Annotated in this window: 23 protein-coding genes; 8 read left to right on the forward strand and 15 right to left on the reverse strand. The window is 73.1% G+C overall.

The annotated features are described in order from the left end of the window. The first annotated feature begins 68 nt into the window (after positions 1-68). Positions 69-1526 (forward strand): cytochrome P450, encoded by a 1458-nt coding sequence (locus PUR71_RS08095; RefSeq protein ID WP_329925674.1) that lies wholly within the window; start codon positions 69-71, stop codon positions 1524-1526. Positions 1527-1591: 65 nt separating this feature from the next. On the opposite strand, the gene PUR71_RS08100 is transcribed toward PUR71_RS08095, so the two are convergent. The 5 genes from PUR71_RS08100 to PUR71_RS08120 all read right to left on the reverse strand — a co-directional run bounded on the left by PUR71_RS08100 (position 1592) and on the right by PUR71_RS08120 (position 7536). After that, positions 1592-2119 carry a transcriptional regulator gene (locus PUR71_RS08100; protein WP_443077407.1) on the reverse strand — a complete coding sequence of 176 codons (528 nt, stop codon included), beginning with the start codon at positions 2117-2119 and terminating at the stop codon, positions 1592-1594. A gap of 37 nt (positions 2120-2156) precedes the next feature. Continuing rightward, complete coding sequence (locus PUR71_RS08105) at positions 2157-2690, reverse strand: pyridoxamine 5'-phosphate oxidase family protein (RefSeq protein ID WP_329925675.1); 534 nt, start codon at positions 2688-2690, stop codon at positions 2157-2159. A 485-nt stretch (positions 2691-3175) separates the two neighbouring features. Further along, entirely contained in the window at positions 3176-4789 is a 1614-nt protein-coding gene (locus PUR71_RS08110) for a purple acid phosphatase family protein (RefSeq protein WP_329925676.1), read from the reverse strand. Between the two features lie 466 nt (positions 4790-5255). Beyond that, positions 5256-6119, reverse strand: a complete 864-nt coding sequence (locus PUR71_RS08115) for an SAM-dependent methyltransferase (RefSeq protein WP_329925677.1) — start codon at positions 6117-6119, stop codon at positions 5256-5258. 55 nt (positions 6120-6174) lie between these two features. Continuing rightward, on the reverse strand, positions 6175-7536 hold the full coding sequence (locus PUR71_RS08120) for an MFS transporter (RefSeq protein ID WP_329925678.1): 1362 nt from the start codon (positions 7534-7536) through the stop codon (positions 6175-6177). Between the two features lie 192 nt (positions 7537-7728). Here PUR71_RS08120 and PUR71_RS08125 point away from each other — a divergent pair, with 192 nt between their 5' ends. After that, positions 7729-9366, forward strand: a complete 1638-nt coding sequence (locus PUR71_RS08125; RefSeq protein WP_329925679.1) for an alpha/beta hydrolase — start codon at positions 7729-7731, stop codon at positions 9364-9366. Between the two features lie 233 nt (positions 9367-9599). On the opposite strand, the gene PUR71_RS08130 is transcribed toward PUR71_RS08125, so the two are convergent. Then, positions 9600-10718 (reverse strand): alpha/beta hydrolase, encoded by a 1119-nt coding sequence (locus PUR71_RS08130; RefSeq protein WP_329925680.1) that lies wholly within the window; start codon positions 10716-10718, stop codon positions 9600-9602. Positions 10719-10838: 120 nt separating this feature from the next. Between PUR71_RS08130 and PUR71_RS08135 the strand changes: the two genes are divergently transcribed. Continuing rightward, positions 10839-11273 (forward strand): SSI family serine proteinase inhibitor, encoded by a 435-nt coding sequence (locus PUR71_RS08135; RefSeq protein ID WP_329925681.1) that lies wholly within the window; start codon positions 10839-10841, stop codon positions 11271-11273. A 53-nt stretch (positions 11274-11326) separates the two neighbouring features. After that, positions 11327-11920, forward strand: coding sequence for a DUF4291 domain-containing protein (locus PUR71_RS08140; protein WP_329925804.1), 594 nt, complete (start codon positions 11327-11329; stop codon positions 11918-11920). Between the two features lie 203 nt (positions 11921-12123). Here PUR71_RS08140 and PUR71_RS08145 read toward each other — a convergent pair whose 3' ends face one another. The 6 genes from PUR71_RS08145 to PUR71_RS08170 form a co-directional block, all read right to left on the reverse strand. Next, entirely contained in the window at positions 12124-12579 is a 456-nt protein-coding gene (locus PUR71_RS08145; RefSeq protein WP_329925682.1) for a hypothetical protein, read from the reverse strand. Between the two features lie 178 nt (positions 12580-12757). Then, complete coding sequence (locus PUR71_RS08150) at positions 12758-14653, reverse strand: putative Ig domain-containing protein (protein WP_329925683.1); 1896 nt, start codon at positions 14651-14653, stop codon at positions 12758-12760. 489 nt (positions 14654-15142) lie between these two features. Continuing rightward, positions 15143-16024 (reverse strand): geranyl diphosphate 2-C-methyltransferase, encoded by an 882-nt coding sequence (locus PUR71_RS08155; RefSeq protein WP_329925684.1) that lies wholly within the window; start codon positions 16022-16024, stop codon positions 15143-15145. A 149-nt stretch (positions 16025-16173) separates the two neighbouring features. Further along, positions 16174-17457 carry a family 2 encapsulin nanocompartment cargo protein terpene cyclase gene (locus PUR71_RS08160; RefSeq protein WP_329925685.1) on the reverse strand — a complete coding sequence of 428 codons (1284 nt, stop codon included), beginning with the start codon at positions 17455-17457 and terminating at the stop codon, positions 16174-16176. Positions 17458-17857: 400 nt separating this feature from the next. Then, positions 17858-19375 carry a carboxylesterase/lipase family protein gene (locus PUR71_RS08165; protein WP_329925686.1) on the reverse strand — a complete coding sequence of 506 codons (1518 nt, stop codon included), beginning with the start codon at positions 19373-19375 and terminating at the stop codon, positions 17858-17860. 89 nt (positions 19376-19464) lie between these two features. Next, entirely contained in the window at positions 19465-19824 is a 360-nt protein-coding gene (locus tag PUR71_RS08170; protein ID WP_329925687.1) for a hypothetical protein, read from the reverse strand. A gap of 366 nt (positions 19825-20190) precedes the next feature. Between PUR71_RS08170 and PUR71_RS08175 the strand changes: the two genes are divergently transcribed. Continuing rightward, positions 20191-20682, forward strand: a complete 492-nt coding sequence (locus tag PUR71_RS08175) for a flavodoxin family protein (RefSeq protein WP_329925688.1) — start codon at positions 20191-20193, stop codon at positions 20680-20682. A gap of 387 nt (positions 20683-21069) precedes the next feature. Continuing rightward, on the forward strand, positions 21070-22185 hold the full coding sequence (locus PUR71_RS08180; protein WP_329925689.1) for an ABC transporter substrate-binding protein: 1116 nt from the start codon (positions 21070-21072) through the stop codon (positions 22183-22185). 22 nt (positions 22186-22207) lie between these two features. On the opposite strand, the gene PUR71_RS08185 is transcribed toward PUR71_RS08180, so the two are convergent. Then, positions 22208-22798: an SMI1/KNR4 family protein gene (locus PUR71_RS08185; RefSeq protein ID WP_329925690.1), complete on the reverse strand. Its 591-nt coding sequence runs from the start codon at positions 22796-22798 to the stop codon at positions 22208-22210. Positions 22799-22863: 65 nt separating this feature from the next. On the opposite strand from PUR71_RS08185, the gene PUR71_RS08190 reads away from it, so the two are divergent. Next, positions 22864-23325, forward strand: a complete 462-nt coding sequence (locus PUR71_RS08190) for a MarR family transcriptional regulator (RefSeq protein ID WP_329925692.1) — start codon at positions 22864-22866, stop codon at positions 23323-23325. Between the two features lies 1 nt (position 23326). Here PUR71_RS08190 and PUR71_RS08195 read toward each other — a convergent pair whose 3' ends face one another. Together PUR71_RS08195 and PUR71_RS08200 are read right to left on the reverse strand one after the other, a co-directional pair. After that, positions 23327-23920 carry an HD domain-containing protein gene (locus tag PUR71_RS08195; RefSeq protein ID WP_329925693.1) on the reverse strand — a complete coding sequence of 198 codons (594 nt, stop codon included), beginning with the start codon at positions 23918-23920 and terminating at the stop codon, positions 23327-23329. A gap of 48 nt (positions 23921-23968) precedes the next feature. Then, positions 23969-25351, reverse strand: a complete 1383-nt coding sequence (locus tag PUR71_RS08200; RefSeq protein ID WP_329925694.1) for an MFS transporter — start codon at positions 25349-25351, stop codon at positions 23969-23971. Positions 25352-25458: 107 nt separating this feature from the next. Here PUR71_RS08200 and PUR71_RS08205 point away from each other — a divergent pair, with 107 nt between their 5' ends. Continuing rightward, positions 25459-26043, forward strand: coding sequence for a helix-turn-helix domain-containing protein (locus PUR71_RS08205; RefSeq protein WP_329925695.1), 585 nt, complete (start codon positions 25459-25461; stop codon positions 26041-26043). Positions 26044-26153: the final 110 nt, after the last annotated feature.

A 26153-nucleotide genomic window follows, 5' to 3' on the forward strand; every position in this document is an offset into this window, starting at 1 on the left:
CCGGTCCGATCCCGCTGTTCCACCCGTTCCCCCCGCCCGTTCCGATCCCGTCCGATCCCGGAGACCCTGTGACCACTCCGCACTCCGACAGTGCACTTCCCGACGATCTCGCACTGTCCCCACCCCCCGGCTGCCCCGCGCACGTCCGCCCCGAGATCGGTCCGATCGGCCCGAACGGCGTGCGGCGCCTGTACGGGCCCGAGGCCGAGGCCGACCCGTGGGCGGTGTACGAGAAGCTCCGCGCCGAGCACGGCGACGTGGCGCCGGTGCTCCTGTACGGCGACGTGCCCGCCTGGCTGGTCCTCGGCCACGCGGCGAACCTCACGGCGATGCGCACGCCGTCGCTCTTCTCGCGCGACTCCCGACTGTGGACGAAGTTCAAGGACGGGACCGTCGGCGCGGACTCGCCGCTCATGCCGGTCGTCGCGTGGCAGCCGCTGTGCGTGTTCGCGGACGGCGAGGAGCACCGGCGGCTGCGCGGTGCCCTCAACGACGGGCTCGGCGGCTTCGACCACCGGGGCATCCGCCGGCACGTGATCGGCTTCGTCGACGCGATGGTGCGGGACTTCGGGCCCACCGGGCACGCCGAGTTGGTCAGCCAGTTCGCCGAGCACCTGCCGATGCTGGTCCTGACGCAGCTGCTCGGCATGCCGCGCGAGTACGGTCCGCGCCTGGTCGACGCGGCGCGCGACCTCATGCGGGGCACCGAGACCGCGATCGAGAGCAACGAGTACGTCGTGGCGAGCCTGCGCCGGGCCATCGAGCGCAAGCGCGTCGAGCCGGGCGACGACCTGGTCACCTCGCTCATGCGGCACCCGGCCGGGCTCACCGACGACGAGGTCCTGGAGCACCTGCGGGTGGTGCTGCTGGCGGCCAACGAGACCACCGTCAACCTGATCGCCGACACGCTGAAGATGGTCCTCACCGACCCGCGCTTCCGTGCCAGCCTCTCCGGCGGGCACATGACCCTCGCCGAGGCGCTCGACCAGGTGCTGTGGGACTCCCCGCCGATGATCCTGGTGGCCGGCCGCTGGGCCACCGGGGACACCGAGCTCGGCGGGCAGCAGATCGAGGCGGGCGACCTGCTCCTCCTCGGCCTCGCGGCCGGCAACTTCGACCCGATGGTCCGGCCCGACCGGAACGCGCCGCTGCACGGCAACCGCTCCCACCTGTCCTTCGGCAGCGGCCCGCACGAGTGCCCCGGCCAGGACATCGGCCGCGCCATCGCCGAGACCAGCATCGACCACCTCCTCACCCGGCTGCCGGACCTGCGGCTCGCCGGGGAGGAACAGGACCTGGACTACACGTCGGCGTGGCTGGCCCGCCACCTCGTCGAACTCCCGGTCGAGTTCACGCCGGTGACGCTGGAGGCGCCGGAGCCGGAGGAAACACCCGCCACCGCCTCGGAGCCCGAGGTCGAGGCCCTCGCCCCGGAAGCCGAGGTCGCGGCGGAGCCGGTGACGGTCACCATCCCGCAGCAGCGCGGCGGTTGGTGGAGCAGGCTGACGGCGCTCATCCGCCGCTGACGTACTGCCCGATGCCGTCCCGTGCCCCCGGCCCGCCACCGGGGGCACTCTCGTCAAGCGCCGGCTCACGGCCGGGCGTAGAGCGCCGCGGCGCGGCGGGTCGCCTCGGCCAGGCGGGCCCGGAGTTCCGGCGGGTCGAGGACTTCGGCCTCCGGGCCGAGGCGCAGGAGCTCGGAGTAGCCGATCTCCCAGTCCTCGACCGGCAGGGTCACGGTCACCCAGCCGTCGGCGTCCGGCGGGCCCGCGGTGGCGAGGGCGTCGGCGGCGGCGACCGGCTCCAGCAGCGCGGAGAGGTGCTCGACGGCGAGCGGGCTCAGGCGCACCCGCGCCCGCTCCCGGACCTCGGCCTCGGCGCGCTCGAGGCCGGTGAGGCGGGTGCGGTAGCCGTCGACGAGCCGGTAGCCCCCGACGCGGCCGCGTTCGGCGTACACCGGCACTCCGGCCTCGGCCAGGGCGGCGACGTCCCGCTGCACGGTGCGCTCGGAGACCTCCAGCTCGGCCGCGAGCTCGGCGGCGGTCATCGCGCGCCGGGACTGGAGGAGCAGCATGAGCGTGATGGCCCGGCTCGCCCGCACGTCGCTGCCCCCGTTCATTCAGTCGTCGCCCGGCACCACTCTCAGGCCGACGGCGTCACGCCCGCTCCGGTTTCGCGCCGAGTTCGGCGGGGTCGGAGGCGAACACCGCCATCCACTGCGGGTGGAGGCGGTAGTAGACCACGTCGTTGTCCCAGTCGAAGGCGTCGGCGCCGTAGAAGGCCCGGAAGTACGCGAGGAGCTCCGGCCAGTCGGCGGCCGGTTCGCCGTCGAGGGGGTTGAGGACCTCCGCCGTGCCGTGGGTGAACACGCCCAGTTCCTCCCCGCGCATGTGCGCGGCGCTGACGGCGGGCCGGGCGGCGAGGTGCCGGGCCTTGGCGGCGCCGCGGGCGGTGCCGAAGTACCACTTCCCGTGCAGGAAGTGGCCGTCCACACCGCTGATCCGCGGCTCACCCTTCGCCGTCACGGTGGAGAGCGCGAGCGTGCACATGCCGGTGAGCACGCCCGTGAGCTGCTCGGCGGTGAGCGTGCGCTCGCTGCTGATGATCGAGCGCAGGTGTGCCGTGGAGCGGGTGAGCGAGGCGTCGAGCAGGGCCTGGAGCCGGCGGAGCTCGTCGGGCGTTTCGTGCATGGGGCGTCCTTGTCCGTGCGTTGTCCGTGCCTTGTCCGTGTGTCGTCCCGGCCCGCACCACCGCGGCGCCGAGCGGCTTCCTTCATCGTCCCGGCAAAACCCGACACGTCCTGTCGTGTTTTGCCGCGTCTTCGGTGCCAACCCGCTCAGGGTGTCGGCGGCACCGCGTCCACCCGCGCCGGCACCGCGTGTCCGGCGCTCGCTGGCTCCGCGACGAGGAGTTGGACGGCCACCCCTACGACGTCCTCTCCGGCCCGGTGCCGCGCACGGGTCCCGCCGGGGACTCGCACCTCACCCCTGGGGCGACGCCGACGGCAACCTCGGCCGCCTCGAACTCCGCGCCCCGGCACGGACCGCCCGGTCACCGACGAGCTGACCGCCCGCCACGTGGACGGCCGCGTGCCGGAGGCGCCCTGGGGCGCCGGGGCAGAGCCGGCAGTAGACCTCCGGGCGGAGCGCTACGGCCCGAGCGCAGTGCCGTGGCACTAGTCGTCCCAGGCGTCCGCCCGCGAGCGCTCCAGCGTGAAGGTGTCGACCGGGGTGAGGTCGCCGTGCGGGCCGTCGAAGGTATAGTAGGTGACCCTCATCCGGGTGCGGCCGCTGCGGCGGTCGCCCGGGTCGACGTCGAAGGCCGCGAAGCCGTGGGGGTGTTCGCGGTCCTGGACGGCGGCCCACGGGGCGTCCTCCGTCACCCAGATCGACTCCCGGTACGGCGCTCCCGGGCGCGGCTTGTCCTCCAGCGCGACGACGACGCGGCCGTGCGGCGTCTCGAACAGGTCGTCCTGGGTGGTCGCGGCGTTGCCGCCGGCGCCGATGACCATGTGGACGGTGCCGTGGTCGGTGTCGGCGAAGTCGGGGTCCGTGCCGGACGGGACCGGTGTGCGGACGTCGTTGGGGAGCGTCCCGCGGACGGGGTGGGAGCGCTCGTAGTAGTGCTCGTGGCCGCTCACGACGAGGTCCACGCCGTACTCGTCGAACAGCGGGCCCCAGGCCTCGCGGATGCCGAGGTCGCTGCCGCTGCCGTGCTTGGACGTCGAGATCATCGGGTGGTGCATGCAGACGACGATCCAGTCGATCGCCCGGCTGCTCCGGGCCGCCCGCAACTCGCGCTCCAGCCAGCGCAGTTGGGCGCCTCCCGAGTAGCCGCGCACGTAGATCTCGCTGCTGTTCTGGATGGCCACGTCCTCGTTGGCGAGGCTGATGAAGCGCACCGCGCCGACCGTGAACGCGTACCACATGCCGGCCGTCTCCTCGTCGGAGGAGGTGGTGGAGTCGGGCAGGTCGAAGTAGGTCTGGTAGCCGAGGGCGCCGATCGGGCCGTTGCCGCCCTCGGTCTCGTGGTTGCCGGCGCACGGCATCCACGGACGCAGCCGGGTGGAGCGGCTGTTGCTGATGAACCAGTCCGCCCACGTCGCGGTGCGGCTCTGGCCGTGGCGTCCGCTGTAGGAGGCGTAGCAGAGGTCGCCGTTGACGAGGTTGAACAGCGGGCCGACGCGCTCGACGGCGGCGACGATGTCGGCGGAGGCCGCGGTGCCGACCTGACTGCTGGTGAACACGGGGTACTTGCCGAGCGGGGAGGGCACACCGTCGGGGAAGTCGACCTTGCGGCGCAGGTTGGGCGCGGCCTGGTCGCCGAAGCTGGTGAAGGTGAAGGCGGCCCGGCCGCGCGGCGCGGTGGTGAAGGACCCCGTCTCGGGGTTGGCGCCGTCGTGCCCGGCGGCGTACAGGTACGTGGTGGCGGCCCGCAGCCCGGTGAGGCGGGCGTGGTGGACGTAGACCTCGTCCTTGGAGAGCGCGTCCCGGTAGGTGCGGGTCTCGGCCTCGACGACCTTGCCGAGCCCGCCGTCCAGCGACCCGACCCGCACGTGCGGCCGCCGGACGGACTGCGGGGTGATCCAGGAGACGGTCATCTCGCCGGAGGGGTCGTTGCCGAACTGGAGGTGGATCCCGCTCACGCTCGGCGCCCCGAGCCGGTGCGGCGTGGACTGAAGCAGCGGCGCGGGCGCCGCCGCGGCGGACCCGGGCCCCGCCACCCCCGCGACGAGGGCGGCCCCGGCCGCCGACGATCCCTTGAGTAACTGTCTGCGCGCGATGCTCACGGACTCCCCCTGCGTCACCCGGACCTGTGGTGTCGCAGAACTTTACTCGCATGTTCATGTCATGGCGATGGTTTGAGCCCGCCCGGTTCACGCCGGCCGGGGTGAGAAGCCCAATCCGCGCCCGCCGATCGCCCTTACCGCCGGCCGGCGGCCTCCGTCAGGGCCGCGCCCAGTCGGGGGACCGTCGGGGCGCCGGTGGCCGTGCCCCGGGGTGCGGTAGAAGTGACAGGAGACGCACACCGGGTGCTCCCCATGGTCCCCCGCCACCAGGCGTTCCAGACGTCCCGGAGATCGCGGAACGGGTCGCCTTCCACCTGCGGCCGAGCCGGGACGGACGCCGCGAACCGCCGCCCTGCCCTGACCAACGGCTCGGCGTACGGGATGCCCGGGAAGCGGACGACGACGCCGCGCCGCTAGCCGCGGGCCTGGCCCCGACGGGTGCGGGCGACGGGCCGCCCGGCCGGCGTCACGGCTTGCGGGCCACGCCCGCGTACGCCGACACCTCGTGGTCCGCGAGCGCGGGTTCGTCGTCGAGCTCGGGCCGCCAGCGGTTGATCAGCACCACGCCGGGGTCGTCGAGCTCCAGCCCGTCGAAGAAGCGCTCCACGCCCGCGCGCGTGCGCAGGTGGTTCTCTATCCCCGCCTCGGAGTAGCGCTTGGAGCCGATCGACACCAGCTCGGGGACGGTGTCGGCGGTGCCGGCGCTGAGGGCGAGGAAACTGCCGGACGGGAGGGCGTCGAGGAGCTTGCGGACGGGCGGGTGCGCGGCCTCGTCGGAGAGGAAGTGCACGAGGTTGACGAGCATCAGGGCGATCGGCCGGTCGAAGTCGAGCGTGCCGGCGACCGCCGGGTCGGCCAGGAAGTGCTCCGGGTCGCGGAAGTCGCCCTCGACGTAGGCGGTGCGGCCCTCGGGGGCACTGGTGAGCAGGGCGCGGGAGTGCGCGAGCACGATCGGGTCGTTGTCGACGTAGACGATGCGGCTGGTCGGGTCGACGGACTGGGCGACCTCGTGCAGGTTGGGCCCGGTGGGGATGCCGGTGCCGATGTCGAGGAACTGGCGGACCCCGTGGGCGCGGGCGAGGTGGCGGGTCATCCGGTGCATGACGGCCCGGGCCGCGCGGGTGGCGGTGCGCGACCCGGGCCATTCGGTGAGGATGCGGTCGCCCACCTCGCGGTCCACCGGGAAGTTGGTCTTGCCGCCGAGCAGGTAGTCGTAGACCCGGGCGGGGTGGGCGCGGTCGGTGCGCAGGTCCAGGGAGGGCAGCGGCTCCGCCGGCTGCTCCGACGCCCGCAGGCCGAGCCAGTCGCCGGATGCGTCGCGCTGTGCCATGGTTCCTCCCGGGATGACCTCTTCGGCCGTTTCGGTTGCGGAAGATGACCGAACGTCAGCCGGCTTCGGACTGTACACGACCACCCGCGGTGCGGGGGCCGGAGTTCCGGATCGCGGCGGTGAACGCGGGGACGCGCAGCACGGTGAAGGTGGCGAGCAGCGGTCCGAGCGAGCAGAGCGTGACGTAGTACGGGATCACGCCGAGGTGGTGGCCGCCGTTGAGCCACTCGGCGAGCAGCGGGAAAGTGCCGCCGAACGCCGCGATGGTGGCGGCGTTGACGACGCCGACGCCGACGGCGCGCACGGCGGTCGGGAACAGCATGCCGGTGAAGACGTTGAGCGTGCCGAGCTGGGTGGCGACGAGCATCCCCAGGACGACGGCGACGAGCTGGAAGGACAGCCAGCCGTGCCGCATCCCGGCGAGCAGCGGCAGCACGAGCACGACGGTGAGGGCGAAGGCGGTCCGCATGACGGGCAACAGGCCCACCCGGTCGGCGAGCACGCCGCCGAGCAGCATGGTGGCGAGCACGACGGCGAGGACGACCGTCATGAACGAGGCCGCCTCCTCCTTGCCGATGACGCCGTACGCGGCGGCGTACTGCGGCAGGTAGACCAGCGCGAAGTAGTAGCCGATCGTGCCGCCGAGGGTGTGCAGGAAGACGGTGAGCACCGCCCAGCGGTGGCGGCCCAACGTGTCCAGGAACCCCGGGCGTTCGCCCTCACCCCCGGCGCGGTCGCGGTGGAACTCCGCGCTCTCGGGCGCGACCCGCCGCACCCACACCGCGGCGAGGCCGAGCCCGGCCGCGACGACGAAGCCCCAGCGCCAGCCGCCGTGCTTCAGCCCCTCCTTGCCGAGGGTGTGGAGGAGCACCGCGAGGACGCCGTACGAGATCAGCGAGCCGATGATGATGCCGCCGTACGACACCGAGCTGAACGCGAACCGGTGGCGCGGCGGCGCGGTCTCCGTCACGTACGCGGCGACGGTGGGCGTCTCGCCGCCGAAGGCGAGCCCCTGCACGACGCGCGCGGCGACCGCAAGGACGGCGGCCCACGCGCCGATCGTCTGCTGTCCGGGCAGCAGCGCGATCCCGAGGCTGGCGGCGGCGATCACCGACATGCTGAGCGTGAGCCCGAAGCGGCGCCCGCGGCCGTCGCTCAGCCGCCCGATGAGGAACGAGCCGACGGGCCGCGCCACGAAGCCGACCGCGAAGCCGACGTACGCCGCGAGCAGCCCGCTCACACCGCCCTTGCCGTGGCCGAAGAGGTCCGCGGCGAAGGAGGGCGCGAGGACGGCGTACACGTTCCAGTCGAAGGACTCGACCACCGATCCGACGGTGGCGGCGGCCAGTTCGCGCCGCCGTCCGCCCGCGGCCGGTGCGGGGTCGCGCAGCGGCAGGGCTGCGGTCTGATCTGTCATGGCCACAGAGTCCCACTGATCGACAAGGCTGGGAATGCACTTCGCGGCAACCGCCGCGACGCCGCCCGACCGCCTGCGAACCGAGCCGGCGCGCGCTTCGTCGCCCTTTGTCCCTCTTTCACCGCGAGCCCCGGCACCGGAAGGGCCCTCCCCGTACGATCGATGTCGCAGTCGGATGATATGTGTGGCCGTGTGAAGATCCTCCGTCCCTCGCGACGCGCCGCCCTGCCCGTGGCCGTCACCGCCGCCCTGAGCGCGGCACTCCTCGCCGGCTGCACGAGCTCGGGCGGCGGCACGACCGCCGCCTCGGGCACGCCCTCGCCCGCCACCGCGGCCACCACCGCGGCGACGCCGACCGCCACGCCGACCCCGACGCCCAGGCCCACCGGCGCGGCCGACCCGGCGCTCAAGGCGTTCTACGGCCAGCAGCTCGCCTGGGCGGCCTGCCCGCCCGACCCGAAGACCGGCACGACGGACGGCTCCGCCCTGCAGTGCGCCACCCTCAAGGTGCCGCTCGACTACGCGAACCCGGCCACCGGCACGCTCGACGTCGCCGTCGTCCGCGACCCCGCCGCCAAGCCCGACCAGCGCGTCGGCTCGCTGCTCCTCAACCCCGGTGGCCCCGGCGGCTCCGGAGTGACCATGGTCAAGGCCGGCGCCAAGCAGGCCAAGGGCACCACGCTGCACGACCGCTTCGACATGGTCGGCTTCGACCCGCGCGGCGCCGGCGCCACCAGCCCGCTCAACTGCCTGGACGACCACACCCGCGACGGCTGGCTCACCACCGACCAGTCCGGCGAGGACCACGGCAAGGTGCTCGCCGACGCCTGCAAGGCCACGTACGCGAGCCTCCTGCCGTACGTCGGCACCCGCAACACCGCCCGCGACATGGACGTCCTGCGCGCGGTCCTCGGCGACCAGAAGCTCAACTACCTGGGCATGTCCTACGGCACCTACCTCGGTTCCCTCTACGCCGAGGAGTTCCCGGACCGCGTCGGCCACCTGGTGCTCGACGGCGCCACCTCGCCCTCGACCTCGCTCGTGCAGCACAACGTCGAGCAGCAGGCCGGCTTCGAGCGCGCCCTCAGGGCCTTCGCCGCCGACTGCGCCGGCAAGGACGGCTGCCCGCTCGGCCAGGACCCGGACCAGGCCCCGCAGAAGCTCGCCGACTTCCTCGACGGCCTCAAGGACAAGCCGCTCACCACCTCCGACGGCCGCACCCTCACCGCCACGGCCGCCTGGAACGGCGTGCTCGACAACCTCTACGGTGGCGAGAGCGACTGGAAGCCGCTGCGCGAGATCATCAAGGCCGCCATGCGCGGCAAGGGCGACTACCTCTACCAGCTCGCCGACGGCGCCTCCGGCCGCGACAAGGACGGGCACTACAAGGCCTCGGCGGACGCGTACACCGCGATCCACTGCGCCGACGGCGCGACCAACACCCCGCCGGCCGACCAGCTCCAGGCCGCACTCGCCGACCTCGCCGCGAAGGCCCCGCTGGTCAGCAAGCACAACCCGACGGCGGCCCTGTTCGACCCGGACTGCCGCACCTGGCCGGCGCCCTCCGCCGAAAAGCCGCACGCGATCAAGTCGGCCGCCGCCAACCCGATCGTCGTCGTCGGCTCCACCGGCGACCCGGCCACGCCGTACGCGTGGGCGGAGAAGCTCACCGCCGAGCTGGGCAACGCCGTCCTGCTGACCCGTGAGGGCGAGGGGCACACCGGCTACGGCAAGAGCAGTTGCATCCGGACCGCCGTCGACGCCTTCCTCGTGGACGGCACCGTCCCGGCCGCCGGGACGCGCTGCCCGTCGGACGCCCCGACGGGCTGACCGGCTGACCGGCTGACCGGCTGACGGGTTGAGGGATTGAGGGATTGAGGGATTGAGAGGTTGAGGGGCTGACACCCCACCGCCTGGGCGGTGCCGCGCTTCGCGGTGCCGCCCAGGCTTTTCTCGTGTCCGCTCCGGAAAGGGATGCCGCCATGTCGATGCGTCGCGAGGACGGCCGCGCAGGTCTTCGCCTACGCGGCCGTCGCCGTCGATCCGTGGACCTGCTCCGGTGATCAGCCCGTCTTCCCGACCGCCTGGGTCAGCCACGCGAACACCGACGGCACCATCGGCTCCCACGTGGACGTCAGGTGCGGCCCGTTCACCTCGACCGGGGTGACGGCGGTCGGCGCCTTCGCGGCCTTCTGCAGCGCGACGGCGTCCTCGTAGCCGTCGCCCTTCTTGCCCGTCACGTACAGCGCGACGTTCGGCGGGGTCTGCGCGTGCTGCAGCATGTAGAGCGGGTTGGAGATCTCCCGCAGGTGCGAGTCCTTGGCGGTCAGCGAGTCGTTCTCGCCCATCGGGTCGTTGTAGCCGGACATGCTCACGGCCGCGTGGAAGCGGTTCGAGTGCGCGATGCCGAGCCGAGCCGCGCAGTGCGCGCCCGCCGAGTAGCCGGCCACGGCCCAGTTCTCGGGGCCGGGCTCGGCGCGGAAGTTGTCGAGGACCATCTGCGGCACGTCCCGCGCCAGCCAGGTCTCGGCGTTGACCTTGCCGGGCACGTCCGCGCAGCCGGTGTCGATGTGCCCGGGCAGCAGCACGACGCGCGGCGAGACCAGGATGAACGGCGCGACCTGACCGGACTTCATCAGCGGTGCCAGCTGCTTGGAGGCGTTCATGCTGCCGAACCACGCGCTCGACGAGCCCGGGAAGCCGGCGAGCAGTTCGACGACGGGGAACTTCTTGTCCTTGTACGCCGGGTCGTCGTACTGCGGCGGCGTCCAGACCAGGACCTCGCCGTCCACCCCGGAGACGCGGCCCTTCAGGTCGGTCGTCTTGACGTCCTTCGGCACGGCCTTGTCGTCCACGGGCCCGAACTGCTGGATCACCCGGGCCTGTCCGGGCGGATTCGCCGCCGCCGTCGCGTCGCCCGCGGGCGGCACCGGCACGGCCCGGACGTGGTTGCCGGTGCCGAGCAGGTCGTCCCAGCCGCCGTAGAGGTGGTTGTCGTTGTTCACCATCACGAACACCAGCGTCACGGCGGTGGCCTGAGCGAACAGCACCATCGCGAACCGCGTCCCGAAGAGGAGCGGCTGCGGCCCGCGCACCCGGTTCCAGAAGTACATCAGGAGGCCTATGGACAGCGGGACGAGGACGAGCGAGAGGACGAAGAAGGGCGTGCCTGTCAGTTTCACACCCTTCTTGACGGCGAGAACAGGTGTCCGGTTGCCTCTTTCCGGGTAAGGATGCGTGTCTCGTGGCACGGGTGACTCGTTGTCCGTCCGGCCGGTCGCCGTCCCCGAGGGAGCACCCCCATGTCCAAGCCCCGCACCACCGCCGCCGGGGTCCTCGCATTGCTCGCCCTCGCCGCGCCGGCCACGGCGGCCACGGCGGCGCACGCCCGGACGACGTCCGCGAACTGGCTGAACGTCGCGGTCTTCACCGGCTCCGGCGACCGGGAGCTGATCGGCCGTGACAGCGCCACCCTGCACTGCCCCGACGACGGCCTGGCGACCGGTCACCCCCACGCCGCCCAGGCCTGCCGGGACCTCGCGGCGGCCGACGGCGACGTGGCCCGGATCGCCCACCGGGACGGCATGTGCCCGATGATCTACAGCGCCGTCACCGCGAAGGCGTACGGCACGTGGAACGGACGGCACGTCGAGTACGGCAAGACCTTCGCCAACGACTGCGTGATGAAGGCGCAGACCCGCGCCGTCTTCGACTTCTCCGTGCCCGCCGCCGGGTGAGCCCGTAAAATCCCTGGTGGAACGGGCCGAAGGGCGGCATGCTCGGGCCCGTGATGGACGTACCGCTGCACCAGATCCGCGCCCGCCGAACGCCGGAGACGCTCACCGTCTACCAGGCGTACTCCCCGGCGATCGGCCTGCCCGCCGCCCGTGACGGCCGCTTCCCGCCCGCGTGGAAGCGGGACCGCATGACGTGGATCAAGCCGTCGTTCCTGTGGATGATGTACCGCTGCGGATGGGGTGCCAAGGCCGGCCAGGAGACCGTCCTCGCCGTCGAGATCACGCGCGAGGGCTTCGAGTGGGCGCTGCGCAACGCGTGCCTCTCGCACTACGCGCGGGGCCTCCACCCCGACCGGGCCACCTGGCAGCGCGCGTTGAAGACCGCTCCCGCCCGCGTCCAGTGGGATCCGGAGCGCGACCTCCACCTCCAGGCGCTCCCCCACCGGGCGTTGCAGCTCGGGCTCTCCGGCGAGGCCGCCCACCGGTACGCGGACGAGTGGATCGTCGGCATCACCGACGTGACGGCCCTCGCCCACGAGGTCCATGAGCTCGTCCGGGCCCGCGACCTGACGGCCGCCCGCGCGCTGCTCCCCGAGGAGCCCCCGTATCCGGCGGGCGACGACCTCCTGGCCCACCTGCGCGGCTGATCAGCCGATCGGTGGCGCGAGGTACTCCAGCGCGTGGCCGTCGTCGGAGGGGGGGCACGCGGGCGGATCCGGGTGGTCGGGATGGGCGCCGGCGACGAAGCAGGGCGGCTGGGCCGGTTGTTCCAGGAGGCCCGCCCGCACGGTGCCGGCCCGGGCCTGGGCCCGGGCCGCTGCCCACGGGTCCGGAGGTCGGACGCCGGCGCTCAGCCGGTGACCTCCACCGTGACGTCGTACGTGCGCTGGTCCGGCCCGCACGCGAGGGCCTCACCGCAGACGGTGCGGGTCGCGGTGAGGTGGACGGTGCCGGCCGCGTGGGCGGTGAACGCGGTCGTCACGGTACCGCAGCCGCCGCCGGGGCGGCAGGACGGGGACGGCGCGGTCGTCGGGGTGCCGCTCGGGGCGGCGATGTCGGCGGCCGAGCTGGCCGGGGCGGACCAGTAAGTGCTGTGGAGCTGGACGGTGACGGTCGAGCCGACCGGGATCTTCACCGTGGTGCGGTCGGCGTGTTCGTCCACCGTGACCGCCGCGGGGCTCGGGGTGGGAGTCGCCGATGCGCCCGCCCCGGTGGAGGAGGCGGTGGAGGCGCCGGTGGAGGCGCAGCCGGTCAGGGCGAGGAGGGCGGAGGCCAGGGCCAGGGCGGCGGGTCGTCTCAGGTTCACGGTGGGGTTCCCTCGTGCTGGTGGGGAGCTGCTGTGGTGCCGGTTGGACGCGGCCGGGGCCCGGTCGGATCCCTCCTGACCAGGAAAGAAGCGGTAAAGCCGGGGGAAAGGCGCCGCACCGGGGCGGGCCCTGTGGCCCGCCCCGGTGCGGTCGGTGGTACCGGCTGTCAGACGGGCGTCAGGAGACGGTCACGTCGTCGTAGTAGGTGAAGGTCGGGTCACCTGCGTAGTTGTCGTCGTGGTTCGACAGGGTGAGGGTGTAGCTGTGGCCCGGGGTCACGGTCGCCGTCTTGTTGGTCCAGGCCGCGGAGGCGGCGCAGGTCTTGGCGAGGACCGTGGTGGTGGTGCCGGTGGTGTTGTCCTTCAGGGTGGCGGTGGCCCAGTCGTAGGTCACGGTGTCCGGGCAGGTGTTGCTGTACCAGAAGGAGACCTTGCTGGAGCCGGCCGGGGCGGTGAACGTCTGGGCGAGGCTGGAGTCACCGGTCGGGTTGGTCGAGCCGACCATCGCGCCGTAGCTGCCCGAGTGGGCGGCGGCGGCCGGGGCGGAGGTGGAGCCCGCGGCGGTCCAGCCGGAGGTGTTGCCGGCCTCGAAGCCACCGTTGGTGATGGCGCTGCCGCCACCGGTGCCGTTCTCGGTCCAGCTGAAGGAGGTGCTGCCCGCGGCGCCGGTGGTGTCGGTCGCGGTGACCGTCACGCTGGAGGTGCCGGCGGCGGTCGGGGTGCCGGAGATCAGGCCGGTCGAGGAGTTGATCGACAGGCCGGCCGGCAGGCCGGTGGCCGCGTAGGTCAGGGTCTGGCCGGAGGCCGAGTCGGTGGCGTGGATCTGCAGGCTCGCCGCCGTGCCGACGGTGCCGCTCTGGCCGCCCGGGTTGGTGACGGTCACCGTGTTGCCGTGGGTCAGGATGGCGTGCGAGATCGCGCAGGAGTTGGTGTCGTTGGACCAGCTGGCCTGCTCGGCGAAGGTGCCGAAGGAGCCGAACGAGACGTTCGCGGCGCCGCCGGTGGTGCCGGGCTTGAGCCAGGCGCACTCGTCGGAGTTCTCCTGGCCGTTGTAGCTGCTGCCGCTGACGTGGTTGGTCCAGCCGCCCGCCGGGTTCTGGTCGGACATCATCTCGTGCCACTCGTGGCCGAGGGTCATCGTCCAGCCGTCCAGCGTGCCGGGCGAGTTGACGAAGCCGACGCCGCAGTTGGCACCCGCGTCGATGTTGTACGGCTGGTTGGAGAACGCGATGTCGCCGTAGGGCGAGGAGGCCGCGCCGCCGTTCAGCGTCGTGTCGCCGTTCCAGTCGTGCCAGGCGCAGTACCCGGTGGTCGGGTTCTGGTAGTCGTCCGGGTTGGTGCCGTGCGGCGACAGGATGACGTAGTACGCGTCGCGGTTGGCCGCGGCCGTCGTGTTGCCGAAGTGTCCGGCGGCCTTGACGGCCTCCTGGGCCAGCTGGTTGCCGGTCGACTGCTGCGGCGAGGCGCCCGCGTTGTCGTACCAGACGCCGGACAGCACGCCGCCGCTCTGGTACGGCACGAAGTTGGCGTTCGACGGGCAACTGGTGGCGCCGGTAGCGACGTTGGGGCCGTCGCACCACTGGGTCAGGTCGGCCGACCAGGTCTCGCCGTTGGTGCCGATACCCTTGAACATCTGCTGGGTCGCGCCCGCGGCGCCCGCCGAGTCGTTCGAGAAGGCGGCGTTGCCGTTGGAGTCGGTGCTCTGGGTGCCCCACTGGTTCCCGTAGAAGACCAGGTAGACCTTGGAGTGGCCGCTCTGGACGCCGATGCCGTCCACGCCGCCGCCGTAGGACAGGGTCTGCTGGCCGGTGGCCGCCGCCTGCTGCTGGGCCGCGACGAACTTCTTGTAGTTCTCGTGCTGCTTCATGCCCGGCACCGCGCCGTGGCGGTACTCGTGGCCGTTCTGCGGGCTCCAGGGGTTGAACTCGTTGCCGGTGTCGGCCTTCGCCCCGGAGATGTCCTGCGCGGTGGCGGTGCCGGCCGCGCCGGCCAGACCGGCGGCGGCGAGCGCCAGTGACGCCACGCCGGTGAGTGCCGCGTACTTGACGCGACGAATAGTGCGGGAGTGACCCATGGGGTGAGGGTGCCTCTCTCGTTCCGATCGCCCGGCACGGCTGGGGGGCCGCGGGCGATCCCTTGTGGGGAAGGGACCGACGGTGAATTCGCCCATGCCAATTCAGCGGGTTCGCTACGCCCTTGGGAATTGACTGCGCGTCGGTTCCGCCGTCTGCTGGGCATGAAGGAAAGCAGAGCTGATGAACGCGGGTCAACGGGAAAGGGTAAGGAACGATTAAGAGCGGTGTTCGTGCAGGTGAAGTGGCATGCCAGGGCGGATCCGCGGCTGATTCGAGCCGACCTGACCCGAAGTTTACGCGTGTAGCCATTCACTGAATGAGCCTCGGAATACTGTTCCGGATTCGGCGGACCGGGCGCACCCAACCCACTTTTCCCCCAACAGGTTTGGACCACGGCGGGGCACGCCTTCAAGCCCCCCCGGCCGCGCGAACGGCGACGGCCGCCCCGCGGGTGCGGGACGGCCGTCGGCGGCGTCGGTGGCGGCCGGTCAGACCCGGTCGGCGGCGATCAGGACGTACTGGAACGAGCCGTCCTTGTAGGAGTTGATGAACGCCTCCTCGATGCCCGTGACGAGCGAGGTGGTGGCGCGCAGCTCCCAGTACGGCAGGGTGTCCGGCGTCAGGTCGATGACGGCCTGGGGCACGAGGCGGTTGTCCGCCATGGCGCGCAGGTACTCGCGGCGCGAGTGGATGTTGCACTCGAAGTGCGCGTTGATCTGCGAGACGTACTTGGACGGCTGGCCGTAGCGCGGGTTCCAGCAGCCGGTGATGGTGACGTACCGGCCGCCGACCGACAGCACGCGCGAGTGCTCGGCGAACAGGTCGTGCAGGTCGACGTACATGCTGGACTCGTTGTTCCACGAGCCGGCGATCGAGCCGGTCTCGAACGGCATGTCCAGCATGTTGTGGACGTGCGAGCGGACGAAGTCGCCGATGCCCAGCTCGCGGGCGCGGTTGTTGCCGAACTCGGCCTGCTGGGTGGAGAGCGTCAGGCCCTGGACCTTGCAGCCGAAGCGCTGGTGGGCCATCACCATGGAGCCGCCGCGCCCGCAGCCGGCGTCGACGAGCGTGTGGTCCGGGGAGATCGCGCCGAGGTTGTCGAGCAGCACGTCCGCCTGGGCGGACTCCAGGCGGTGGAGCTCGGCGATGACCTTCTTCTCGCGCTCGCTGTCCTCGGGGTCGCCGATGGCGGCCTCGTCGATCGCGCCGATGCCGTAGTGGTGGTGGTAGAGGCCGTCGACGTCACCCAGGCGAAGGTTCACGGGCCGGGCCTCATGGTCCCAGTAGCGCGCGATGTCGCCCTGGTAGGGAGTCGCCGGGCCGGGGATCGAGGCGCCGGACTGAGTGGCGAGGTCGTCGGTGAGGGACATGCGTCGAACTCCTTGCAGGACAGGGGAAAAAGGTGATCAGTTGTGTCGGAACGTGGTCGTGGGTGGTCACCGGGGCGGGGACAGGGCCCGGGACGGGGACTGGCGCTGGGCCCGGGACGGCACCCGGTTCCGGGCCGGGACCCCGGACGTCACCAGAAGTCGGGCAACGTGTACCGGAACGTGTTCGTCTGGTGCCAGTAGTGGTTGCCGTCGAGCCACGCCGCCACGCCCTGGAGGAAGCGCAGCAGGGTCGGAACGGGGCAGCTCGCGGCGAGCGCGGCCGACTCCGCCTCGAAGGCGTGCATGAGCTCGTTGTGGACCTCGACCGCCTTGAGGTAGCCGTCGCGGTCCGAGAGGTTCTCCCGCTCGGCGAGCACCACCGGCAGGTTCAGGTGCCGGCCGGGGCTGGCGAGCTCCTTGGTGTAGGAGTACAGGTCGTTGACGATCGTGGTGGCGTTGCCCGCGAGGGCGATCACGCGCTGCATCGCGGGCAGGGCGTGCAGCTCGGACGGCAGCTCGTAGGCGCCGACGGTGTCGGTGATCGTCGGGCAGGGGCGGAAGTTGTTGAACTGACGCATCGTCAGGTACTCCCACACCTGCGGGACGTGGTCCGTCTCGGCCCACGACGCCTCGGCGAGGTACCCGAGGTGCAGCCGCGCCATGTCGTGCCGGAAGCGGTCCGACTGCGAGGGCGTGGCGGCCCGGGTGAAGTAGTCCATCGCCGACCGGTACGCCCGCCGGGGGGCGTCCGCGGACAGCGATTCCTCCCACGGCCCGTGGTACTCCGCAGTGGTGTGCAACCGGTCGAGCGCGGTGTGCGCCATCAGCAGGCGCCCGCCGAGGCCGATCGGCGACCCGCCGTGGTCCTCGCAGTAGCAGTCGTCCACCACGTTCTCGGCGACCATCAGCCGTGCAGCCAGCATCAGGTGGTCGACACTCGGCGCGTCGGGGTGGCAGGCCACCATGTAGCGCCCGGTGGAGAAGCCGTCGAACTGGTCCTCCCACTCCGGCGGGTAGAGCTGCACCTCGTCGATCGCCCAGGCCTTGATCCTGAGGCTCAGCTCCTCGACCCGCACGGGATCGGGCTCGACGATCGGGTGGTGGTACAGACCCGGAACCGGGTCGCCCACCTTCGGCTTGCCGCCCCCGGCCGGGGCCTCGGCGGCCCGGGCGAGCGTGCTCGGCGACGGGCTGCTCGTGGGGTCGAGCAGCGGGACGTCCAGGACCGGCACCCCGGGGATCGAGGCGGACGGGGCCGGGGCGACGGGGAGTTCGGCAGCCGGGGCCTCGACGGCCGGGACCTCGGCGATCGCGGTCTCGGCGATCGGGGCCTCGACGGCCGGCGGGGTCGGGTAGAGGCTCGCCGTCCCGAGGCCCGTCGGGCCGCGCAGGATCCGGCCGATGGCGGATTCGGTCGTGGCCGCGGCGCTCATGGTCGCACCGCCGCGAGGGTGGCGCGGGTCCGAGGCCGCTGCGCCGACGGTGACTCCGGTGTGGTGCCCATGGGCATGGAGGGGCCTCCCACTGAGTAGGGGGTTGCGAAGGACGTGACGGGGCGTCATCTCGCCCAGTGAGAAAGGGAACAGACCACTCCGAACGGATTTATCCGGAGCCGACCCTCTCGCTCGCCCCCAACCGTAGGCGGACGGGCGGGTTCAGCAGCGCTTCGGACGATCTTCTACACCCGAATAGGTGAACGTTCGTGTCTGCCGCATGTCAACGTCACTCGACTGTGCGTGGCCGAGCCTGCGCGTGGCCTCCGACTGGCTGGTGCGAGCGTGCTCGCCCAGTACGTCGTCAAGGGCGGCGGCTCGGAGGCCCCGGGCCAGGACGCTAACCGCCGAGCAACGGCAGGGCGCGGAAGTCGTGGTCCTGCCAGATCCGGCGGGACGTCTCCTCGGGGTACGGGACGACGGCCGGAACCGTGTCGAACCGCCGGGTGCGACGCTGCCCGGCGTCGTACGGCGGCCAGCCCGGGTCTCCGCTCGTGGCGAAGGACGTCCACGCGGCGCGCAGTTGGGCCGACACGGCCTCCGCCTCCGGGGGCGGGCTCTCGCCGAGCAGGAGGGCGGGCTGGCCGCGGTCGAGGTTGCCGAAGACCAGGGGCACGTCGAGGCCGTGGCACGCCCCGAGGACGCCGCCCATGCCGGGGGCGGGCCAGGTCAGCTCGTAGACGTGGGCCGTGCTGCCGGCAGCGGTCCGGGCTTCGGCGAGGCGGAGGCTCGGCATGCGGAACAGCCAGTCGGACAGCACCAGTTCGTGCAGCTCGTCCGGGCCTGCCGCCGGGTAGCCGTCCCGGTAGCGCCGGGCGGCGCCCGCATCCGGGCCGAAGGCCGCCAGGGCGGCCGCGGCCTGTTCGGGCGTCACCTGGCCGAGGAGGCCCTCGAGCGCGGTGAGCAGCCGCTGCTCGTCGCGCGTGTGGCCGACGAGGAGGTCGACGTCCGCGCAGGCGCCGGCGGCCAGGGCCTGCCAGGGGGTTACGGGCAGGGAGTCACCATCGACGACCGGCGAGTACGGCACCGACCGGTGCGCGATCGGGCCCCAGCGCTCCGCCCACCGGGCCATCGTCGCGGCGACCGCGTCCCCGGCGGCGGCCAGTTCGGCGGGCGGCACCCCGGCGAGGTCGGCCGCCGTGGGCCGCAGGCCCAGCTCGGCCGCGCAGACGGTCGCGATGTCGGCGGCGAGCCCGCGCGTGAAGAACGTGCCCTGCGCGCTCTGGGCGACGGCCCGCCGGAAGAGCCCGGCCGCGCGCGGCATCGCGAGCAGTGCCGCCACCGAACCGCCCCCGGCGGACTGGCCGAAGACGGTCACGCGGTCCGGATCACCGCCGAAGGCGCGGATGTTGTCCCGCACCCATGTCAGTGCGGCGACCTGGTCGAGCAACCCCCGGTTGTCGGGTGCCCCTTCGACGTGCCCGAACCCCTCCAGCCCCACCCGGTAGTTGAGCGTCACCAGGACGACCCCGCCCTCGCGCGCGAGGCGTCCGCCGTCGTACTCGGGGAGGGCGCCCGTACCGACGGTGTAGCCGCCGCCGTGGATCCACACCATCACCGGCAGCGCGGCGCCCGGACCGGGCTCGGGCGTCCAGACGTTCACCGTCAGCCAGTCGTCGCCGGGCTGGTCGCGCGACAGCGCCCCCATGCCCAGCGCGCCGCCCTGCGGCGGAGGAGGCCCGAACGCCGTCGCGTCCCGCACTCCGCCCCACCGCCCGACGGGCTCGGGCGCACCGAAGCGGCGGACACCGACGGGCGCCTTCGCGAAGGGCATCCCCCGGAAGACCGCCACCCCGCCCTCCCAGCCACCGCGCACCACCCCGGCCGGCGCATCGACGACGGGCACACCTGCGATCATCTCGACTCCATGGCTGGACGACTCGGGACTCCCCCGGAGCATCCCGCCGTCGCAGGCGGCGCGCCAGTCGATTTCGCGGGGCGCCGGGCCTACAGGAGGAGCCAGCGCAGCCCGCGCCGGTGGCGGACCGGCGGGATGTCCGCGCCGTCGACGGAGTGACCGGCACGGTGGAGACCGCGGATCCGCTGCGCGTCGAGCCGGCCCCGGAGGCGGGCGCCGGCCTCGGCCGCGGCGATCCAGGTCGGGAACGAGGCCGTCCGGTAGTCGAGCGCGAGGTACTCCCAGGTAATGATCCGGCGACGCGTCGCCGTCGGGGCAGGCCGACGGCCTTCGCGTGCGGCGTCGGACAGTTCGGCGGTCGAGTAGCGCAGGTCGCGCAGGGACACGGACTCCGCCATGCCCTCGCGGACGCGGAGATGCCGGGGAGTCGTGCGGGCTGTTCGGGACATCGAGAGCCTCCGTAAGGCCCTCCGGGCTTTCCGGAGGTACCTACGGCGGGTGCGTCGTGGTCAGCGCTTTCATCGGTGGGGACGATAGCCGCCCGGACGCGTGCAGGCCGCCGAATTTCGCGGCCGGGTCCGGCCTCCGGGGCGCGGTCCGGGACCTGGAGGACCTCGTGCAGGCCGAGCCGGCTACGGAGATCCCGGACAGGTCACCGCGGTCCAGGACCCTTCCGCCTCCGCGACCGGCTGTTGAAGTTCCTCCCCGGCGATGTCACGTCCGTCGGCGCTGCCCGGTCTACCCGTTGGGTGTGGCCGTTGCGCGAGGCGGCGGCCGCACCCGGACGGAACTCCGGCAGCGGAAGGGAATCAGCCATGAAGGCCATCATCGTGTGCACGTCCGTGTCCCACGGGAACACCCAGCGGGTCGCCGACGTCATGGGGCGGGCCCTGGCGGCCCCGGTCGTCGCGCCCGAGGAGGTGGACGTCGCCGACCTCTCCGCCTACGACCTCGTGGGCTTCGGGTCGGGGATCTTCTCGGGGCGGTGCCACCCGCGGCTGCGCCGGTTCGTCTCGGCGCTGCCCGAGGGCGGGCGGGGGAAGGCGTTCGTGTTCACCACCAGCGGGCTTCCCGAGCCGGGGTTCCGGCCCTTCACCGGGCCCCTCGTTCGACGGCTCGAACGGAAGGGCTTCGCGGTGTCCGACACCTTCTCGTGCCGCGGCTTCGACACCTGGCTCCCGTTCAAGCTCGTCGGCGGCATCAGCAAGGCCCGCCCCAACGCCGACGACCTCGCCGCCGCGCACGCCTTCGCCGAAGGCCTGGGCGTCCGGGCCGCTCAGAACGGCGATTTCCGGTCGGACATGTGATCACCGGAGGCCACGACGACCGGGCGACGACACGGACTCCGCGCCCCAGCCCCACCCCGTTGGACCCCTCGGCGCGGAACGTCACGAGGCCGGCCCTGGGCTCCTCGTCCTTCACGAGCTCGAAGGCACCGCCGACGAGGTTCTCCGCCCGCCGGGCCTGCGGGACGCCGGGCTGGCGCCCCGCCGGAACTCCAGGAATGAGCCCTCAGCGTCGGCCGGGCCACGGCGTCGCCGAAGCTGCGCGTGTTCGTCGCGGTCACGAAGCGGATCCGCCGACCCCAGGGGCGGATCCGCTCGACAGGTCGTCGTGACGCGCGCCGAGCGTGACGCCCGGCGTAAGGGAAAGATCGCTTGCGCGACCCCGGCCCCACGGGAAGACTCCCACGCATGACTACGCCCGCGCCGTCACCCCTACCTCCTCCGCACGCTGACGGCTCGTCCATCCTCATCGGCGCCCTCGCCCCGCTGACGCGACCGGGCTGGGTCGAGGCGGGCCGGCACCTGCTCGCCGGGTTGGAGCTGGCCGTCCGTGAGGTCAACGGCGCCGGCGGGATCGACGGCAGGCCGCTCGAACTGCTGGCCCGGGACACCGCCGCCGATCCGCAGCGGGCCGAGGCGGCGGTGGACGAGTTGGCGGACCTGGGTGCGGTGGCGCTGGCCGGGGAGTACCACAGCGTCGTCGCCCGCGCCGCTGCCGCCAGGGCCGACGCCCGCGGGCTGCCGTACCTCTGCTCGTCGGCCGTCCTCGACGCGCTCACGGAGCGGCCGACGGAGAGGGTCGCGCGGATCTGCCCGGCGCAGTCGCACAGTTGGCGGGTCTACGCGGACTTCCTCCTGGGCGCGGGCCACCGCCGGATCGCCGTCGCCATCCAGCCGAGCGTCTACTGGGCCTCCGGGACCCGCATCCTTCGGGAGCACCTCGCTCCGCGCGGCGGGACGGTCGTCGAACTCGACGTCGGCGAGCTGTCCCCCGACGCCGTGTGCGACCACCTCGCCCACGACGGCGCGACGGTGCTCCTCCTGCTGACCGGCGCCCCGGAGCCGGCCGTGTCGGTGGTCAAGGCCGTGCGCGGCGACGAGCGCCTCACCGAGGTGCTGATCGGCGCTCCGGCGGGGCAACCGGAGTTCGCGGAGTGGACGGAGCTGCTGGGCGACGAAGGCGCGGCGGTACCGTTCCTCCGCTACCTGCCCGAGCGCCTCGGCCCGCTCGGCGCACGGGTCGAGACGGCGCTGCGGGAGCAACTCGGCCAGGAGCCCTCGTTCGTCGCGTTCGAGGGCCACGACACGATCACCGTGCTCGCCGACGTCCTCCGGTCTCACGGCACGGACCGGAAGCACATCGCCGATGCCTGGACGAGCACCGACGTCGAGGGCACCCGCGGCCGGATCCGCTTCTCGCGCGCATCGGGCGTGAGCGTCCACCAGTGGGCCTGGCCACCGGTCCAGGTCGTCGACCGCGACCCGGCGGACCTCGGACGCTTCCGGATCCTCCGCTCCGGCTGAACCAGCTCCCGCCGAGCCGGGGTCACCATTCGACCGTCCCGTCCCGGCGGAGCACCGGCCGGTGCAGCTGGGTGGCGTGGTCGGGATCGTCGTGGTGCAGCATCGCCTCCGCCACCGCCTGGAGCCACGCCCCGAGGGTCGGCCACCCGAGGAAGTGGGCGCAGTCGTCGTGGGCGGCGTAGCCGAGGTGGTCGCGCCAGAGGCCGGGGCCGGCGTCGATGAAGTGGTCGTCGCCGTCCCGGCCCGCGAACGGGACCCACAGGGTGCCCCACCACGGCGTCTGCGCCTCGTCGGGGTCGTCGGCGTCCCAGTGGCGCATCCTCGTCCCGCGGGTCTCGACGATCCGCTCGGTCGAGTAGAGCGGACCGCTCGGGAGCGAACCGAAGTGGCGGCCCTCCTCCCCGTCGTGGCAGAGCAGCGACTCCCGCAGATCGGCGGGGAGGGCGAAGCCCAGGCGTTCCTCGGCCCGCCCGATCACCTCCGGTGTCGCGGGCGGGCGCAGCCGGGCGGCGCCGGCTGGTGCGTGCCGGCCCAGCCAGGCGTCGATCGTATGCCAGGAGTCCGCCACCGGGGCCACCACCGGACTGATACCGAAGCGCGGGATGTCGATCATGGCTCACAGCTTCCCACCGCCCGCCCGGCCGGGCCGAGGCGCCCACCCTCGCGGAAATAGTAGCCATGTCGATCGCGCCCGCGACCCACGCGACCCCCGCGCCGTCCAACTCGCCCTCACCGCACAGGGGCAGGACGTCACACGGCGGGCCATCGCAGTCGTCCAGGACCTGCTACAGCAGCTCCTGCCAGCAGCAGACCGCCCTGCGCGCCGCCCTCACCGCCGACGCCCCGCAGACCCCGGATCACCTCGTCGCCCAGGTCCACGCCTCCCTCAAGGCCGCCCCGGCCGACATCCGCGCCACGCTCGACGAGCTGCTCGCCGAGCAGCCGCTCGTCGAGGAGGGCCCGCACCTGCGCCCCACGGACGCGGGTCGCGCGGTGATGGCCGCCGTCACCGCGCAGACGGCCCCCGTCAGCGCCCGCGTCTGGGCCGGCATCCCCGCCGACGACCTGGCCGCCGCCGGCCGCGTCCTGACCCTGGTCCGCCGGCGCGCCGACGCCGAACTCGCGGCCCTGACCGGCTGAGCTAGGCAGCGTCCAGATACGCGAACTCGCGGGCCCAGGCGGTGAACCACGCGTGGAACCACGGGTGTGCCTCGGCCAGCGGGACGATCGTGGTCAGCGTCTCCCGGTAGTACGTGCGGCGCTTCTCCGGGCGGGGGTGGGTGTCCAGGCGCTGGACGTTGCTCAGGCGGTCGGCGAGCTTCAGCACCACCGCGTCCTCGGGCGCGTCGCGCAGCCGGTCGAGGTACGCCGCCCTGGCCTCCGCCTTGGACTGGCCCTCGGCGGGCTCGTCCTTCGTCACCCACGCGACCAACTCCGCGACGCGCGGGCCGAATCGCTCGCGCACCTCGTCCGCCGTGCATCCGGTGTCCTCGACGACGTCGTGCAGGACCGCCGCCCGCAGCACGTCCGCGTCGGTCACGCCGACGCCCTCGACCAGGACGCGGACGGCCTCCAACAGGTGCTCCAGGTACGGCTCCCCCGCCGGGCGGCGCTGGTCGCCGTGCCACCGCACCGCGAACTCGACCGCCTCGTCCAGCTCGGCGAGCTCGGCCGCCTGTCCCCGGACCTCCGGCCATCCGCCCGCCGCCTCGAACGTCCGCAACGCCGTGCCCATCGCGTCCCCCTCGCCTCGTACTCCACGTACTCCACGTTTCCGAGGATCCTACGAGCGCGGCGCCCGGGCCGTGAGGAGCAGGAGCGATCCGCAGCCCGCCACCAGGACCCACCCCGGGCGTGAGGCGTGCGCGAGCTCCGCCGGGCCGGCGTGCGCGACGAGGGCACCGGCGAGCGCGATGCCGAGGGCGGAGCCGACCTGCCGTGCGGTGGACGTGATCGCGCCGGCCACGCCCGCCCGGGCGGGCGGCAGTCCGCCGACCGCGGTGTTGGTGATCGGCGCGTTGGCGAAGCCGAAGCCGATGCCGATGAGCAGGTAGGCGCCCAGCAGCAGGGCCACGCTCGTGTTCCGGTCGAGCCCCACCAGGCACAGGCCGCCGGCCAGGATGAACAGACCGGCCACGGTCAAAGGCCGTCGCGCTCCGTGCCTGCCGACCAGACGGCCGGACCAGGGCGCGCACACCGTGGCGCCGACCGCCATCGGCAGGGTCGCCGCACCGGCCTCCAGCGGCGTGAAACCCCGCGCGTGCTGCAGGTAGAGGGTGGTGAGCAGCAGCGTGACGTTCAGGGCGACGAACACGGCCACGGCGCCCAGGACGGCACCGCTGAACACCGGGCTGCGGAAGAGCCCCAGGTCCATCAGCGGCTCGGTCCGACGCGACTCGACCCACACGAAGGCGGCAGTCGCGAGGGACACCAGCGCGTAGGCGGCCAGCGCGGCCGGTGAGGTCCAGCCGATGCGCGGGCCCTCGATCAGGACGCCGACCCCCGCCGCGATGACGACCGCCAGCAGTGCCTGCCCCGGGAGGTCCAGCCGGCGCGCCCGCGGCCCCCGGGACTCGGGCACGAACAGCGCGCTGAGCACCAGGGCGACCAGGATGACCGGAGCGTTGATCCAGAACAGCGACCGCCAGCCCAGCCCGGCCAGGAGCGCACCACCGGTGACGGGGCCCACCGCCATGCTGAGCCCGAAGACGGACGCCCAGATGCCGATCGCCCGCGCCCGCTCCTTCGGGTCCGGCATCGCGTTCACCACGATCGCGAGCGCCACCGGGCTGAGCATCGAGGCGCCGACGCCCTGCGCGGCACGGGCGGCCACGAGCCAGCCCACCGAGGGCGCCGCCGCGCAGAGCAGCGAGGCCGCGCCGAACACGGCCAGTCCGGTCCGGAACACCCGGCGGCGCCCGAAGCGGTCCGCCAGCGCGCCGGAGGAGATCAGCAGGCCGGCCAGGACGACCGTGTAGGCGTCGACGGTCCACTCCAGGCTGCGGACGCCGACGCCCAGGCCGCGCCCGATGGCGGGCAGGCCCACGTTGACGACGGTGGTGTCCAGGCCCACCAGGAACATGCTCAGGCAGCACACCGCCAGCACCGTCCAGCGGTTGCGCGCGCTCAGGACGGGCTCGACGGGGTGGGTGACGGTCGCGGTCATGGTCCGCCTTTCACGTACGGGAGTACCGACCCGGCCAGGCTCGGGCAGGCCGACCGCCACCGACCAGTGTTTTTGCGAAGACCGCAAACGTGTGGAGACTGGACGGCGTGGACGCAGAACTGGAACGGATCCTCGACGCCATCGGACCGCGGCTGCGCACCCTGCGCCGCGACCGGGGCCTCACGCTGGAGGCACTGGCCACCACGACCGGACTCTCGGTGAGCACCCTGTCCCGCCTCGAGTCGGGCCTACGGCGCCCCACCCTGGATCTGCTCATCCCCCTCGCGCGTGCGCACCGCGTCCCCCTCGACCAGCTCGTGGCCGCACCGGCCACCGGCGACCCCCGGGTCCACCTCACACCGCTGCGCAAGGACGACGGCAGTGTCCTCGTGCCCCTGACCCAATACCCGGGCCGGGTCCAGGTGTTCAAGCACCTCCTGGCCCCCCGCGAGCCGAAGCTCGTCACCCACGAGGGCTACGAGTGGCTCTACGTCCTCGCGGGCGAGCTGCGCCTCATCCTCGGCGACCGCGAACACACGCTCCGGCCGGGCGAGGTGGCCGAGTTCGACACCGCGGAACCGCACTGGTTCGGCCCGACGGGCACCGGCGCCGTGGAGATCCTGCACCTGTTCGGACCGCGCGGCGACCAGGCCGTCGTCCGCGCGAGCCCCCGGGGCCCGGCAACGCCCTGACCCGCCGCCGTCCAAGAGCGGCAGCCGGTGGCGCCCTGTCAAGCCGACCCGACGGTCGCCGGCGCGGCGTCCGGATCGAAGTGCTCGATGGCCGGCACGTCGCCCCTCGC

It is taken from the genome of Streptomyces sp. SP17BM10 (assembly GCF_036322405.1).
Taxonomy (GTDB): Bacteria; Actinomycetota; Actinomycetes; order Streptomycetales; family Streptomycetaceae; genus Kitasatospora.

Bases quoted from the DNA above. Each gene is read 5' to 3' on its own strand.
- PUR71_RS08100 (WP_443077407.1), bottom strand. From the start codon at position 2,119: ATGAACGGGGGCAGCGACGTGCGGGCGAGCCGGGCCATCACGCTCATG.
- PUR71_RS08105 (WP_329925675.1), bottom strand. From the start codon at position 2,690: ATGCACGAAACGCCCGACGAGCTCCGCCGGCTCCAGGCCCTGCTCGAC.
- PUR71_RS08115 (WP_329925677.1), bottom strand. From the start codon at position 6,119: ATGGCACAGCGCGACGCATCCGGCGACTGGCTCGGCCTGCGGGCGTCG.
- PUR71_RS08120 (WP_329925678.1), bottom strand. From the start codon at position 7,536: ATGACAGATCAGACCGCAGCCCTGCCGCTGCGCGACCCCGCACCGGCC.
- PUR71_RS08135 (WP_329925681.1), top strand. From the start codon at position 10,839: ATGTCCAAGCCCCGCACCACCGCCGCCGGGGTCCTCGCATTGCTCGCC.
- PUR71_RS08140 (WP_329925804.1), top strand. From the start codon at position 11,327: ATGGACGTACCGCTGCACCAGATCCGCGCCCGCCGAACGCCGGAGACG.
- PUR71_RS08150 (WP_329925683.1), bottom strand. From the start codon at position 14,653: ATGGGTCACTCCCGCACTATTCGTCGCGTCAAGTACGCGGCACTCACC.
- PUR71_RS08155 (WP_329925684.1), bottom strand. From the start codon at position 16,024: ATGTCCCTCACCGACGACCTCGCCACTCAGTCCGGCGCCTCGATCCCC.
- PUR71_RS08160 (WP_329925685.1), bottom strand. From the start codon at position 17,457: ATGAGCGCCGCGGCCACGACCGAATCCGCCATCGGCCGGATCCTGCGC.
- PUR71_RS08165 (WP_329925686.1), bottom strand. From the start codon at position 19,375: ATGATCGCAGGTGTGCCCGTCGTCGATGCGCCGGCCGGGGTGGTGCGC.
- PUR71_RS08170 (WP_329925687.1), bottom strand. From the start codon at position 19,824: ATGTCCCGAACAGCCCGCACGACTCCCCGGCATCTCCGCGTCCGCGAG.
- PUR71_RS08175 (WP_329925688.1), top strand. From the start codon at position 20,191: ATGAAGGCCATCATCGTGTGCACGTCCGTGTCCCACGGGAACACCCAG.
- PUR71_RS08180 (WP_329925689.1), top strand. From the start codon at position 21,070: ATGACTACGCCCGCGCCGTCACCCCTACCTCCTCCGCACGCTGACGGC.
- PUR71_RS08185 (WP_329925690.1), bottom strand. From the start codon at position 22,798: ATGATCGACATCCCGCGCTTCGGTATCAGTCCGGTGGTGGCCCCGGTG.
- PUR71_RS08190 (WP_329925692.1), top strand. From the start codon at position 22,864: ATGTCGATCGCGCCCGCGACCCACGCGACCCCCGCGCCGTCCAACTCG.
- PUR71_RS08195 (WP_329925693.1), bottom strand. From the start codon at position 23,920: ATGGGCACGGCGTTGCGGACGTTCGAGGCGGCGGGCGGATGGCCGGAG.
- PUR71_RS08200 (WP_329925694.1), bottom strand. From the start codon at position 25,351: ATGACCGCGACCGTCACCCACCCCGTCGAGCCCGTCCTGAGCGCGCGC.